This window comes from Xanthomonas nasturtii (assembly GCF_023337365.3).
In the GTDB taxonomy this organism is placed as follows: Bacteria; Pseudomonadota; Gammaproteobacteria; order Xanthomonadales; family Xanthomonadaceae; genus Xanthomonas; species Xanthomonas nasturtii.
Map to the genome: position 1 here is coordinate 2,589,157 of NZ_CP142084.2, position 13,374 is coordinate 2,602,530.

Consider the following 13,374-nt stretch of genomic DNA (forward strand, 5'->3'; position numbering starts at 1 on the left):
GTCCGGACAAGAAACGGGGGACCGCGAGTGTACGCAAAGCCGCCAGGCGGGTGCGCCCGGACGCTGCAAAACAGCGTTCCCCGACCCATCGCGGCGCCTGCAACGCTGCCTTCTACGTCCCCGGCGTGCCACCATCGTCGCTACAATGCGCGCCCGGTCTGGTGCGCCCTCGCCCCGGTCCTTCCCCATGCCGTCCTGCGACGGGAGCCCGCTGCACCGATGATCGAACCGCTGCACACCGCGCCACCGCTGCTGGCGGCGCACGCCCTGGCCTTCAGCCGCAACGAGGAGCAGGTGTTCGGCCCGCTGGATTTCCATGTCGATGCCGGCGAAGCGTTGCTGGTGCAAGGCGACAACGGCGCCGGCAAGACCACGCTGCTACGCGTGCTGGCCGGCCTGCTGCATGTGGAGCGTGGGCAGATCCAGATCGATGGCAAGACCGCCAGGCGTGGCGACCGCAGCCGCTTCATGGCCTACCTGGGCCACCTGCCCGGCCTGAAGGCCGACCTCAGCACCCTGGAAAACCTGCACTTCCTGTGCGGCCTGCATGGCCGTCGCGCCAAGCAGATGCCCGGCAGCGCGCTGGCCATCGTCGGCCTGGCCGGGTATGAAGATGCGCTGGTGCGGCAGTTGTCGGCCGGGCAACGTAAACGGCTGGCGCTGGCGCGGCTGTGGCTGTCGCCGGCGCCGCTGTGGCTGCTGGATGAGCCCTACGCCAACCTGGATCTGGACGGCATCACCCTGGTCAACCGGATGATCTCCGCACACTTGCGCGGCGGTGGCGCAGCGCTGGTCACCACCCACGGTGCGTATGCAGCGCCACCGGTGCGCACCCGCATGCTCACCCTGGAGGCGGCGGCATGAGCACGCATTCGCCGCAACCCTCGCTGTGGCAGGCCGCACGCGCGTTGCTTGGTCGCGACCTGCAACTGCTGTGGCGCCGCCGCAGCGATGCGCTACAGCCGGCCCTGTTCGCGCTGCTGATCGTGGTGCTGTTTGCGCTGGGCCTGGGCGGGCGGCCGGACCTGCTGGCGCAGGCCGCGCCCGCAGTGCTGTGGTTGTCGGTGCTGCTGGCCGGGCTGCTGTCGCTGGATGCGCTGTTCCGCAGCGATGTGGAAGACGGCTCGATGGAGCAATGGTTGCTGGCGCCGGTGCCGCTGGCCTGGTTGATCGCGGTGCGTGTGCTGCTGCATTGGGCCACCAGTGCGCTGCCGCTGATTGCAGTGACGCCGCTGCTGGGTGAATTGCTGCACCTGCCGCATGACCAACTGCCGGTGCTGCTGGCATCGTTGGCGCTGGGTACACCGCTTTTGAGCCTGCTCGGCGCCGTGGTTGCGGCACTGACGGTGACGATGAAACGCTCTGGTATTCTGGTGGCGTTGCTGGCGTTACCGCTGTATGTGCCGGTGCTGGTGTTCGGTGCAGGCAGCGTGGCGGCAAGCGGACAAGGGCAGGATGCGGTGGGTGCGTTGTTGTTGTTGGGCGCCGGACTGGTGATCGGCGTGGTCCTGGCACCGCTGGCTGCGGCGGCCGCGATCCGCATTTCGTTGAGCTGAGTGCTGCAGTCGATGCATTGTCGATAGCACGCCCCGCACAACGTGTTGTTGCTGTTTCGAGAGCCAATGCCACTCATAAGGCTACTGCCATTGCATGAACGTCGTCGTCCGCTGGTTCCACCAACTCGCATCGCCCCCGATCTTCGACCGTTTTACTGCGCGCTGGGCGCCCTGGTGCTACGCGTTGGCCGCGTTGCTGCTGGGCGTGGGCATCTGGCAGGCCTTGTTCGCGGTGCCGGCGGATTACCAGCAGGGCGACAGCTTTCGCATTCTCTATATCCATGTGCCGAGTGCGTGGATGAGCCTGTTCGTGTTCGGGCTGATGGCGCTGTATGCAGCAATCGCGCTGATCTGGCGCATCAAGGTGTGCGAGATTTTGGCCATGGCGTGCGCGCCGATCGGCGCGGCGTTTACCGTGATCACGCTGCTGACCGGCAGTATCTGGGGCAAGCCGATGTGGGGCGCCTGGTGGGATTGGGACCCGCGCCTGACCACTGAGTTGATTCTGCTGTTCTTGTATCTGGGCGTGATCGGCCTGTACCACGCCATCGACGACCGCCGCCAGGCTGCACGCGCGGCAGCGCTGCTGGCGATCGTCGGGGTGGCGTTGCTGCCGGTGATCCGTTATTCGGTGGTGTGGTGGAATTCGCTGCATCAGGGCCAGAGCGTCCGCCTGCTCGGCCCCTCGACCATCGATGCGAGCATGCTGCTGCCGCTTTGGCTGATGGTGATCGGCACCAAGTTCTGGTTTGCCGGTTCGCTGTTGACGCGCGCGCGCGCCGACAACCTGCGCCGCGAGGCCGGCAAGGCCTGGATCGTGCGCGATGCCGAGGGCGCGGCATGAGCTATCTGCCCTACGTCATCGCCGCCTATGCGGTGTTCGTGCTGGTGCTGCTGTGGGATCTGATCGCCGGCCGCTGGCAGGTGCGTCGCGCCTTGAAGGTTGCCCAGGCGCGCCGCCTGCGTGAGCGCAAGCGCGCGGTGCCCAGCGATGCGGAGCTGACCCGATGAACCCGCAACGTCGCCGCCGCCTGTGGCTGGTGCTGGCACTGGTGCTGGCCGGCGGGCTGGCAACCACGCTGGTGGCGATGGCCTTGCAGCGCAACGTGGCCTATCTGTACACCCCGTCGGAAGTATTGCGTGGCGATGCCGGCGCGCACGCGCGTTTTCGGCTTGGCGGCATGGTCGAAAAAGGCTCGTTCACACGTGCCTCCGGTTCGCTGGAGGCGCAGTTCCGCGTTACCGATGGCGACGCGCAACTACCGGTACGTTACGACCGCATCCTGCCGGACCTGTTTCGCGAAGGTCAGGCGGTGGTCGCCACCGGCCGCATGCAGCAAGGCGTGTTCGTGGCCGAAGATGTGCTGGCCAAACACGACGAAACCTATATGCCCAAAGAAGTGGCCGACAAGATGGGCAGCGCACATCGCAAGCATCAGGTGGAGCCGGGCAAGGTGATGCAGTGAGTGGCAACACCATGGATGTCGGGATCGGGGAACCGGAAACGGGGAACCGGGAAAAGCGCGATCCCGGCCACGCAGACGTGTTCTTGCGCGTGCGTCGCGGAAATCCCGGCTTGGCGGATGTCGGGACCGGGGACCGGGGAACCGGGACCCGGCAAAAGTGCTTTAGCGCCGACAGAGACCTGACGGCCGTAGCTCCTCGCATGCGTCTCGGCCGCGCCGGAAGCACTGCTCCTCCCGGTTCCCCGGTCCCCGGTCCCCAGTCCCGGCTCTCGCTTTTCTCCCATGCTTCCTGAGCTCGGTACTTTCCTGCTGGTGCTCGCCTTGCTGGTGGCACTGGTGCAAGCCGTGGTGCCGTTGGCCGGTGCACAGCGCGGGCGCAGCAGCTGGATGGCGGTGGCGCGGCCGGCGGCATTGGTGCAGCTGGCGTTGATCGCTGCGGCCTTCGCGGTGTTGACGCATGCGTTCCTGGTGCAGGATTTTTCGGTGCGCTATGTCGCCGAGAATTCCAACAGCCTGCTGCCGGTGATGTATCGCTACTCGGCGGTGTGGGGCGCGCACGAAGGCTCGCTGCTGCTGTGGACGCTGGTGCTGGCGTTGTGGACCGGCGCGGTGGCGATCTGGTCGCGGCAGCTGCCCGCGCATGTCATCGCGCGCGTGCTCGGGGTGATGGCGGTGGTGAGCATTGGTTTCCTGGCGTTTCTGCTGTTTACCTCCAATCCGTTTGCGCGGCTGTTTCCGGTGCCGCTGGAAGGTGGCGACCTCAATCCGCTGCTGCAGGACCCGGGGCTGATCATCCACCCGCCGATGCTGTATTGCGGCTACGTCGGCTTTGCGGTGCCGTTCGCGTTCGCCATTGCTGCGCTGCTGGAAGGCCGCATGGATGCACGCTGGCTGCGCTGGACGCGGCCATGGACCAATATCGCCTGGTCGATGCTCACCGTCGGGATCGCACTCGGTAGCTGGTGGGCGTATTACGAGCTGGGCTGGGGTGGCTGGTGGTTCTGGGACCCGGTGGAAAACGCCAGTTTCATGCCGTGGCTGGTGGGTACCGCATTGCTGCATTCGCAGGCGGTGACCGAAAAGCGCGGCAGCTTCGCCAGCTGGACCCTGCTGCTGGCGATCGCCGCTTTCGCGCTGTCGCTGCTGGGTACCTTCCTGGTGCGCTCGGGCGTGCTCACTAGCGTGCATTCGTTCGCCGCCGACCCGGCGCGCGGGCTGTTCATCCTGGTGTTTCTGCTCGCGGTGGTCGGCGGCTCGTTGCTGCTGTATGCGCTGCGCGCGCCGCGCCTGTCGCTCGGTGACGATCCGCGCCGCGCGTTTGCCGGCAGCTCGCGCGAAACCTTGTTGCTGTTGAACAACCTGTTGCTCACTTGTGCCTGCGCAATGGTGCTGCTGGGCACGTTGTATCCGCTGCTGGCCGATGCGTTGGGCCTGGGCAAATTGTCGGTTGGCCCTCCCTATTTCGGCACCTTGTTCGTGGTGTTGATGGCGCCGCTGGTGGCACTGCTGCCGTTCGGCCCGCTCACCCGCTGGCAGCGCGAACAGGCCTCGCGGCCGTTGGCACTGCTGGCGCCGTGGGCAGCTCTGGCGCTGGCGGCGGGCGTGCTGGCCTGGTTCGCCGCGCCGCAGGGGCACTGGAAAGCCGCGCTCGGTGTTGCCGGTGCAGCCTGGGTGTTGCTTGGCACCGTGCGGTTCTTGTGGACTAGGCGCGCGGCCAAGGGGCGCAAGGTCACCGCCGAAATGCTGGGCATGGTGCTGGCGCATCTGGGCGTTGCGGTATTCCTGTCCGGTGCATTGCTGGTGGAGGCACTGAGCCTGCAACGCGAAGTTGCGTTGGCGCCCGGGCAGCAGGTGCAGATCGGCCGCTACGCGCTGCACTTCGATACCGTCGAAGAACTCCGCGGGCCCAATTACGTCTCCGACCGTGCCAACCTGCAGGTGTTCAAGGACGATGCGCCAGTGGGCGTGCTGCATGCGGAAAAACGCCGCTACGCCAGCGGCGGACAAACACTCACCGAGGCGGCGATCCGCCCCGGCCCGTTCGGCGACCTGTATGTCGCCCTTGGCGAACCGCTGGGCAATCAGGCCTGGGCGGTGCGCGTGCACCTCAAACCGTTCGTCCGCTGGATCTGGCTGGGAGCGCTGCTGATGGCGCTCGGTGGCCTGGTGACCGCGGCCGACCGGCGTTTTCGTCGTTCTCCGGAGATCCAAGATGGTTGAGTCACGTTCGCCCCGCCTGCCCACTGCGGTCCTCGTGGGCGCCATCGTGCTGCTGCTCGCCCTGGCAGCACTGCTGGTCTATGCGGTGGTGCGCTCCGGTCACGACGATCGCGATGCCCTGCCCTCGGCCCTGATCGGCAAGCCGGCGCCGGAGTTCGCGCTGCCGCTGCTGCACGACCCCAGTATCGTGGTGCATGCGCGCGAACTGCGCGGTGCGCCGTACATCATCAATGTGTGGGGCAGCTGGTGCCCGGCCTGCCGCGAAGAGCACCCGGTACTAAGCCGCTTCGCGCTGACCAAGCGCGTGCGCGTGATCGGCTACAACTGGAAGGACGAGCGCGCCGATGCGCTGCGCTGGCTGGAACAACTCGGCAATCCGTATCTGCTGGTGGTGGCCGACAAGGATGGGCGTACCGCAATCGACTTCGGTATTGCGGCGGCGCCGGAAACCTTTCTGGTGGACGGGCGCGGCGTGGTGCGCTGGAAGTACAGCGGCATGCTCACCCAATCCATCATCGATACCCAGCTGATTCCGATGCTGAGCAAGATCGAGCGCTCGCCCACTGCCGCACCGGACCTGCACGCCAAGCAATGACGCGCGCCTGGCTGCTATTGCTGCTGTTGTTGCCCTGGCTGGCATTGGCCCAGCCGGCTGGCGACCCGGCGCCGCTGCGCTATGCATCGGCCGACGAAGAAGCGCGTTTTCATGCGTTGACCGCCGAATTGCGGTGCGTGCAGTGCCAGAACCAGTCGCTGGCCGATTCCAATGCGCAGATCGCCCAGGACCTGCGTCGCGAAGTGCTGGCACTGATGCACGAAGGCCGCAGCGATGCGCAGATCCGTCAGTTCCTGGTCGCGCGCTACGGCGAATTCGTGCTCTACCGCCCGCGCGTGGAATCGCGTACCTGGCTATTGTGGTTCGGCCCGCTGCTGGTATTGCTGCTGGGCGCAGGCGCGGTGGTGCTGGTGGTGCGCAGACGCAGCGTGGCTGCGCCCGCATTGCCGGCCGATGAGCAGGAGTGGTGATGGCCGGCTTTGTCATCGCGCTGATCGTGGTTGCGCTGCTTGCCTTCGGGGTGGTGTTGCGCCCGCTGTGGCGCGAGGCACGCGGGCTGGCCGCAAGCGTGGCGGTGCTGCTGCTGGCTGCAAGCGGAGCGTTGTACTGGTTGGTCGGCACGCCGGGCGCGATCGAGCAGCCAACCAATCGCCCTGCCACGCCACGCTCGCTGGATGAAGCCATCGTGCAACTGCGCGCCGCACTGGCAAGCAATCCCGAGCAGGCCGAAGGTTGGGTGTTGCTGGGGCGCTCACTGTCCAGCCAGCAGAAATTCGCCGAGGCACGCGATGCCTTCGCACGCGCGGTTGCCTTGCGCCCTGACGAGCCGGACGTGCTGGTCGCCGCGGCACAGGCGCGCATGCTCGCCGACGATAGCGGCCGCCCCGATCCGCAGGCCATGCGCCTGCTCGAACATGCGCTGGTGGTGCAGCCGGACCATCAACGCGCACGCTGGTTCCTGGGGGTGGTGCAACGCCAGGCCGGTCAACCGGCGCAGGCCAGCGCAACCTGGGAGCCGCTGCTGAGCGTGGTCGACTCCGATACCCGCCCCGGCCTGCTCGAACAGATCAACGCCGCGCGACAGGAAGCCAAGCTTGCGCCGATCCAGGCACCGGTAGCCTCTGCCGCCGATGCAGCAAATGCCGCCAGCGCCAAACGCATCCAGGTGCGCGTGACGTTGGACGCCGAATTCGCCAAGCGCGCGGGGTTACCCGGCGATACGAGTGTCTTCGTGATTGCGCGCGCGGCCCACACACCGATGCCGGTCGCGGTGGAAAAACACACGCTCAGCGAGCTGCCATTGACCATCACCCTGGACGATGGCGACAGCCCGATGCCGACCCGCACGCTGTCGTCGCTGGACAAGGTGCAGGTGCTGGCCCGGCTGTCACGCAGTGGCAACGCAATGCGCCAGGCGGATGACGTCGAGAGCATGCCGGCAGTGGTTGAACTGCCAGCGGGCGCGCCGGTAGAGCTGGTGATCGGTCGCTGATGGCTCACCAACGTTTCTTGGCGCGTTGGCTAGAGTCAAAGGCTTAGTCATCTCGCGTGCGCGGTGCCCTCACCGCTCGCGGGACACGCCGTTAACCCGTCCATGGTGGCTCGTTGGCGGCATCCATGCCGCCAACGGTCCCGCAAGCGGCAAGGGCACCGCACCAGACAGTTGGCTGGTGGTTTATTGAAGAACGAATCAACGCACCAGACAGTTGGCTGGCGGTTTTATTGAAAGCTCTGCGCAACGACCATCGTGACTGGCCCTTGCCCGCTCACCGTCGCGGGACCTTGAGCGGCATGGATGCCGCGCCAGAGCCTCCAGGGACGGATTCACGGCGTGTCCTGCGATGGTGGGCGGGCAACGGCCCTGCAACCAAGCCGCAATCCAAGGGTTTGAAGAGAACATCTCCAAGGCTTTGAAGAGAACATCACACAACACAAGGGCTCAAATCGATTCCCGATTCCCCCCAGCTTCCCACTCCCCTCCTGCACCCGGCGCCGGCCATGGCAGATAGAATTGCAACATGACTGAATTCATTCCTCCCGGCACGCTGTTCCATGCCCTGCCCTCGCCGTTTCGGATGAAACGCGGTGGCGTGCTGCATCAGGCACGCGTGGCGTACGAGACATGGGGCACGCTCGCCGCAGATCGCAGCAACGCGGTGCTGATCGTCACCGGCCTGTCGCCGAACGCGCACGCTGCTGCCAACCAGGCCAATCCCGAGCCGGGTTGGTGGGACGCGATGGTGGGGCCGGGCAAGCCGATCGATACCACGCGCTGGTTCGTGGTCTGCGTCAATTCACTGGGCAGTTGCAAGGGTTCGACCGGCCCGGCATCGATCGACCCTGCCACCGGCGCGCCGTATCGCCTGAGCTTCCCGGAATTGTCGATCGAAGATGTAGCCGATGCCGCCGCGGACGTGGTGCGCGCGTTGGGCATCGCGCAACTGGCCTGCCTGATCGGTAATTCGATGGGCGGCATGACCGCGTTGGCGTTGCTGCTGCGGCACCCGGGTCTCGCGCACAGCCATATCAATATCTCCGGCAGTGCGCAGGCATTGCCGTTTTCCATCGCGATCCGCTCGCTGCAGCGCGAGGCGATCCGGCTGGATCCGCACTGGAACAGCGGCCAGTACGACGACGCGCACTACCCGGAATCGGGCATGCGCATGGCGCGCAAGCTCGGCGTGATCACCTATCGCTCGGCGTTGGAATGGGACGGCCGTTTCGGCCGCGTGCGGCTGGATTCCGAGCAGGCCGTCGACGACCCGTTCGGGCTGGAATTCCAGGTGGAAAGCTATCTGGAAGGCCATGCGCGCCGGTTCGTGCGCTTCTTCGACCCCAACTGCTATCTGTATCTGAGCCGCTCGATGGACTGGTTCGATCTGGCCGAATATGTCGACCACGGTTCGACTCGCCACGGCAGCAGCGACAGCACCCAGACAGCCGCCCTGCCCGCCGCCGTCAAACCGGAGGCCGGTGTCTCGACCGAGGCCACCGTACTCGCCGGTCTGGCGCAGATCCGCATCGCGCGTGCGCTGGCCATCGGTGCCAATACCGACATCCTGTTCCCGGTGCAGCAGCAGGAACAGATCGCCGACGGCCTGCGTGCCGGCGGCGCGGATGCACACTTCATCGGCCTGGATTCGCCACAAGGCCACGATGCGTTCCTGGTCGACTTCGCTCGCTTTGGCCCGGCGGTGCGTCATTTTCTGCAGGGCTGTTGAGCGCGTTCGGTGTGACTTTGCGTTGCTGATATCGGCGAGTTTCACCGAACTATGCCGATACTCACAGCCGGCTTGCGAGCTGCTGCCATCGACCATCTGCACGTGTAGCCACATCGACTACCCGCACCATTTACCAGAAGAATGCGAATGCGCTATCAGGGACGTCTCAGCGACTGGAATGATCACAAGGGCTTTGGCTTCGTCACGCCCAATGGCGGCGGCGACCGCGCGTTCGTGCACATCAGCGCGTTTGCGCAGCAGGCACGGCGCCCGCGCGAAGGCGAGATCATCACTTACGCGATCGAGCGCGATGCACAAAAACGTCTGAACGCAACCCAAGTGCGGTGGGCAGACCGCACCACGGCCGCCAGAACCGAGCAGCGTCGCAGCGGGTTGCCGCGCAAAACGCTGGCTGCGTTGTCGATGCTGGCGTTGGCGGCCGCCACTGTACTGCACGTGGTACCGGTTATCGTGCCGCTCTGGTACGCGGCGGCCAGCCTGGTCACGCTATTGATCTATGCGATGGACAAGTCGGCCGCGCAACGCGATCAACGGCGCACACCGGAAGCCCGCCTGCATCTTTTGGGTCTGCTCGGTGGCTGGCCGGGTGCGTTGCTGGCACAGGAAATCTTCCGCCACAAGTGCAGCAAGGCTGCGTTTCAAATGACGTTCTGGATCACGGTCGTGCTGAATGTCAGTGCGTTGGTGCTGGCGGTAACCGAAACCGATGTGATGGCCTGGCTCCCGGTGTTATTCGATTGGGAGCGCTGACAACGCGCCGCCAAGCATTCGGCACGATTTTTTCGGGCGCGCCTCGAATGGACGCAGGGGTTCGCTACGCATTCTGATTCGGTAATTCCAACCTCCCCGCACGCATTCGGTAATGCCGCTGCACCACGCCGGGCGGTAGCGCGTCGTGGGTGATCAGCACCAGGCTGCGTTCGCCGAGTGCGGCGGCAAGGTCCAGCAGCAGCGCGTGGGCGGTGTCCACGTCCAGGCCGTCGGTGGGCTCATCGAGCAGCAGGATCGGGGCATTACGCAACAACGCGCGTGCGAGTGCGAGGCGGCGCGCCTGGCCGGCAGACAGCGTGGCGCCGTTTTCGCCAACCCAGGTATCCAGGCCTTTGTGTGTGCTGGCCCATGTGCTTAGCCGCACCTGTTCCAGCACCTGCCACAGAGCGGCATCGTCGGCAGCGGCATCGCCGATGATGAGGTTCTCGCGCACGCTGCCGGCGAACACCGGCGCGTTCTGCGGCAGCCAGGCGATGCGTTGATGCCACTGGGTCTGCGCGACGTTGCGCAGGTCGATACCGGCGTAGCTCACCTGCCCGGCCTGCGGGTCCCACAGCCGCAGCAACAGCGCAGACAGCGTACTTTTGCCGCTGCCGCTGTCGCCGCTGATGGCGATGCGCTCGCCCGGCACCACTGTCAGATCGAGCGCATGCAGCACCGGGCGCACGCTACCGGGCCAGGCAAACGACACCTGCTGCAATTGCAGCGTGCCAGTGCGCGGCACATCGATCGCGCGCGCCGGATCGCTGACCGACGGCGCTTGGTCGACAATGGCCTGCAGGCGCCTGGCCGCAACGCGTGCGCTTTGCAGCCACTGCAGTGCCAGCCCGGCACCGGCCCAGACCTCCAGCAGTGCCATGGTCAGGAACACCAGGCCTGCCGCCAGCTCGGCGGCGATCAGCCCGCGCTCGGCAGCACCGAGGGCGAGCCACAGCATGCCGGCCAGCCCCATTCCGCCACACACCGCATGCAGCAGGTTGCCGGCGATCAGCCGTCTGCGCTGGATGCGATCGCCGTCGACTACTGCAGCGGCGGCGACGTCGACCTGCTGCAGCCAGGCGCCTTGCGCATCCACCGCAGCAAGATCGGCCGCGCCTTCCAGGCCTTCGAACGCCTGTGTGCGCAGTGCGGTGCGCTGCTGCGCGCGCAACTGTTCGCGCTGCGCGCCGCCGCGTGCCACCTGCCACGGCACCAACCCGCCGATCAGCACGCCGAGCACCAGCAACAACCACGCAGCTGGCAGATAGATCAGTGCAGCGGCGGCAACACCGGCCAGCCAGATGCCGAGCAAGGCGGACAGCGGTGCCAATGCGCGCACGCTGAGGCCATCGACCTCGGCGATATCGGACATCAGCCGCGCCAGCAGGTCGCCGGTCCGGGTGGCCGACAATCGCCCCGGCGCCAGCGGCAAGGCGCGCCGGAAGAACCACACCCGCAGATCGCGGGCAATGCGCAGGGTGGCATCGTGCCCGATCAATTTTTCGCCGTAGCGCGAGGCGATACGCGCGAAGGTCAGGGCGCGGATGCCGGCCGACGGCGAGAAGAAATTGAAGCCGGTGCCCATGCCGGCCACGCCTGCCAGGGCCGCTGCGGTCAGAAAGCTGCCGGACAGCCCCAGCAGGCCGACGCCCGCCAGCATGGTGAGCAGCACCAACACCGCCGACAACAGCAGCCGCCAGGCATGCCGACGAAACACATCGCGCAGACGATCGTGGCGTGCGTCGTTCATGGCATGCCCGCCGTCACGGTCGCGCCGCGCAGATCGATCACCGTGTCGGCCCAACGCATCACCGCAGCACTGTGGGTGGCCAGCATCACCGCGCGTCCGCGTGCGAACACGCCTAGCGTGCGCAGCAAGTCCGCTTCGGTGTCCGGGTCGAGAAAGGCAGTGGGCTCGTCCAGCAGCAACAGGTCCGGCTGGCGCAACAACAGCCGCGCCAGGGCCACACGGCGCGCTTCGCCACCGGAGAGGCCAAATCCGCGCTCGCCGATCACCGTGTCCAACCCAGCCGGCAGCTGCGCGGCAAAGCGCAGCACCTGCGCCGCCTCGGCCACCGCGTGCAGGCGCGCGTCGCTGGCCTGCGGGTCGGCCAGGCGCAGGTTGTCGGCAATGCTGCCGTGAAACAGGTACGGCCGCTGCGTGGCATAGCCGATGCGCGCCCCCGGGCGCAGCACCACACTGCCCGTCTCCGGTGCGAGCCAACCGGCCAGCCCTTCCAGCAGCGTGCTCTTGCCACTGCCGCTGGCGCCGATCACTGCAACGCGCTGCCCGGGCTCCAGCGTCACCGCAAAATTCTCCACCACCACCTGCGGTGCGCCGGCAGGACGCAGTGCCAGTCCACGCGCCTGTAGCAGGGGCGCGTGCGCTTGTGCCGGTTCCAGCGCGCGCGAAGGGGGCGCCGCGGCGGGCGCAGCGGCAGGTGGCTCGAAACCTTGCAGCAGCCGCTCGGCCTCGGCCACCGCAGCCAGGGCGTTTGCGCGGTCGTGGTAATGCGCGGCCAGGCGCCGCAGCGGCGCGAAGAATTCCGGTGCCAACAGCAGGCAGAACATGCCCGCACCCAGTGACGGCAAACCGTGCACATTGAGCATGCCCAGGTAACTCAGGCCGAAGTACAGCGCCACGATCGCCACGCTCACCGAGGCGAAGAATTCCAGCACGGTCGACGAGAGGAACGCGATGCGCAAAACCTTCAGCGAGCGCTCGCGCACGCCTTCGGCGGCGGCGGCAATGCCCTGCAATTCGGCCTGGCCGCGGCCGTATACGCGGAGCAGGCCCAGGCCTTTGAGGCGGTCGGCAAAATGCCCGCCCATGCGTGCCAGCTCGCCCAATTGTTCGCGGCCTGCGGCCTCGGCGCCCCACCCCACCAGCATCATGAAGAACGGAATGAGCGGTGCGGTCAGCAACAACACCAGCCCGACCACCCAATCGACCGAAAACACCGCGATCAGGATCAGTGGGGGCACCAACAGCATTTCGGTACGTGCGAGCTGATAGCCGACGAAATAGCCTTCCAGCGCGTCGGTGTGCGCCAGGCTCAGTTCGCCCAGCTCGCCGCTGCGTTGCCGGCGCAGCCATAACGGCCCGTGCTGCACCAGCCGTCGTGCGATGCGTGCGCGCACTGCGTGCCTGGCCACATCGGCCACTTCACCGGTCAGTGCTTGCGCCCAGGCATTGAGCATCGCCCGCCCCAGCAGTGCGATCAGCAGCCCCACGCCCACGTGACGCAACTGCGCCACTGCCAGGTGCTGCACCAGTACTGCCTCCACCAGCCAGGCAATCGCCGCCGATTGCACGAGCAGCAACACCCCCGATAACGCCACCGCCACGCCCGCAAGCCGCCGCGCACGCGTGGCCGGTGCGGCAAGCGCATCCAGCCATTGGCTGCGTTGACGGCGCTCGGCGGGCGTTTCGCTGGCTTGCACGTTGGGCTGGCTCACGTCGCTCTTTTGGAGGCTGCGCATTACAGGCGATTGTAAGTCGTCGCCTCGCGGTGGGGGATGGACAGTGTGACGCACCCGTTCAGGGCCGCATTGATTTGGATCAACGCGCGCGGCGCGGCAAC

The 13,374-nt window shown here is 66.7% G+C and carries 13 protein-coding genes; 11 read left to right on the plus strand and 2 right to left on the minus strand.

Annotated elements, in window-relative coordinates; all coding sequences use genetic code 11:
* Window positions 1–219: 219 nt before the first annotated feature.
* The 11 genes from ccmA to M3O59_RS11380 all read left to right on the plus strand — a co-directional run bounded on the left by ccmA (window position 220) and on the right by M3O59_RS11380 (window position 9,790).
* Window positions 220–864, plus strand: a complete 645-nt coding sequence (ccmA, locus tag M3O59_RS11330; protein WP_116904913.1) for a heme ABC exporter ATP-binding protein CcmA — start codon at window positions 220–222, stop codon at window positions 862–864.
* The gene (ccmB, locus tag M3O59_RS11335) at window positions 861–1,556 is read left to right on the plus strand and encodes a heme exporter protein CcmB (RefSeq protein ID WP_064633467.1); all 696 of its coding nucleotides are present in this window, start codon (window positions 861–863) and stop codon (window positions 1,554–1,556) included. Before ccmA ends, ccmB begins: the two co-directional genes overlap by 4 nt.
* A 94-nt stretch (window positions 1,557–1,650) precedes the next feature.
* Entirely contained in the window at window positions 1,651–2,400 is a 750-nt protein-coding gene (ccmC, locus tag M3O59_RS11340) for a heme ABC transporter permease CcmC (RefSeq protein WP_116904914.1), read from the plus strand.
* Window positions 2,397–2,567 (plus strand): heme exporter protein CcmD, encoded by a 171-nt coding sequence (locus M3O59_RS11345; RefSeq protein ID WP_064633460.1) that lies wholly within the window; start codon window positions 2,397–2,399, stop codon window positions 2,565–2,567. The genes ccmC and M3O59_RS11345 overlap by 4 nt, the downstream gene beginning before the upstream one ends.
* The gene (ccmE, locus tag M3O59_RS11350; RefSeq protein ID WP_064633457.1) at window positions 2,564–3,022 is read left to right on the plus strand and encodes a cytochrome c maturation protein CcmE; all 459 of its coding nucleotides are present in this window, start codon (window positions 2,564–2,566) and stop codon (window positions 3,020–3,022) included. Before M3O59_RS11345 ends, ccmE begins: the two co-directional genes overlap by 4 nt.
* Window positions 3,023–3,304: 282 nt before the next feature.
* A complete protein-coding gene (locus M3O59_RS11355) occupies window positions 3,305–5,242 on the plus strand; it encodes a heme lyase CcmF/NrfE family subunit (RefSeq protein ID WP_249045071.1) in 1,938 nt (645 codons plus the stop codon).
* Window positions 5,235–5,837: a DsbE family thiol:disulfide interchange protein gene (locus M3O59_RS11360; protein ID WP_116904916.1), complete on the plus strand. Its 603-nt coding sequence runs from the start codon at window positions 5,235–5,237 to the stop codon at window positions 5,835–5,837. The genes M3O59_RS11355 and M3O59_RS11360 overlap by 8 nt, the downstream gene beginning before the upstream one ends.
* Complete coding sequence (locus M3O59_RS11365) at window positions 5,834–6,268, plus strand: cytochrome c-type biogenesis protein (protein ID WP_064633445.1); 435 nt, start codon at window positions 5,834–5,836, stop codon at window positions 6,266–6,268. The genes M3O59_RS11360 and M3O59_RS11365 overlap by 4 nt, the downstream gene beginning before the upstream one ends.
* Window positions 6,268–7,290 (plus strand): tetratricopeptide repeat protein, encoded by a 1,023-nt coding sequence (locus tag M3O59_RS11370; RefSeq protein ID WP_181920428.1) that lies wholly within the window; start codon window positions 6,268–6,270, stop codon window positions 7,288–7,290. Before M3O59_RS11365 ends, M3O59_RS11370 begins: the two co-directional genes overlap by 1 nt.
* A 526-nt stretch (window positions 7,291–7,816) precedes the next feature.
* The gene (gene metX, locus M3O59_RS11375; protein WP_116904918.1) at window positions 7,817–9,019 is read left to right on the plus strand and encodes a homoserine O-acetyltransferase MetX; all 1,203 of its coding nucleotides are present in this window, start codon (window positions 7,817–7,819) and stop codon (window positions 9,017–9,019) included.
* Between the two features lie 147 nt (window positions 9,020–9,166).
* Complete coding sequence (locus M3O59_RS11380) at window positions 9,167–9,790, plus strand: DUF1294 domain-containing protein (protein ID WP_116904919.1); 624 nt, start codon at window positions 9,167–9,169, stop codon at window positions 9,788–9,790.
* A 64-nt stretch (window positions 9,791–9,854) separates the two neighbouring features.
* Here M3O59_RS11380 and cydC read toward each other — a convergent pair whose 3' ends face one another.
* Both cydC and cydD read right to left on the minus strand, forming a co-directional pair.
* Window positions 9,855–11,540 (minus strand): thiol reductant ABC exporter subunit CydC, encoded by a 1,686-nt coding sequence (cydC, locus tag M3O59_RS11385; protein ID WP_116904920.1) that lies wholly within the window; start codon window positions 11,538–11,540, stop codon window positions 9,855–9,857.
* Entirely contained in the window at window positions 11,537–13,273 is a 1,737-nt protein-coding gene (gene cydD / locus M3O59_RS11390; RefSeq protein WP_116904921.1) for a thiol reductant ABC exporter subunit CydD, read from the minus strand. Before cydD ends, cydC begins: the two co-directional genes overlap by 4 nt.
* Between the last annotated feature and the right edge of the window lie 101 nt (window positions 13,274–13,374).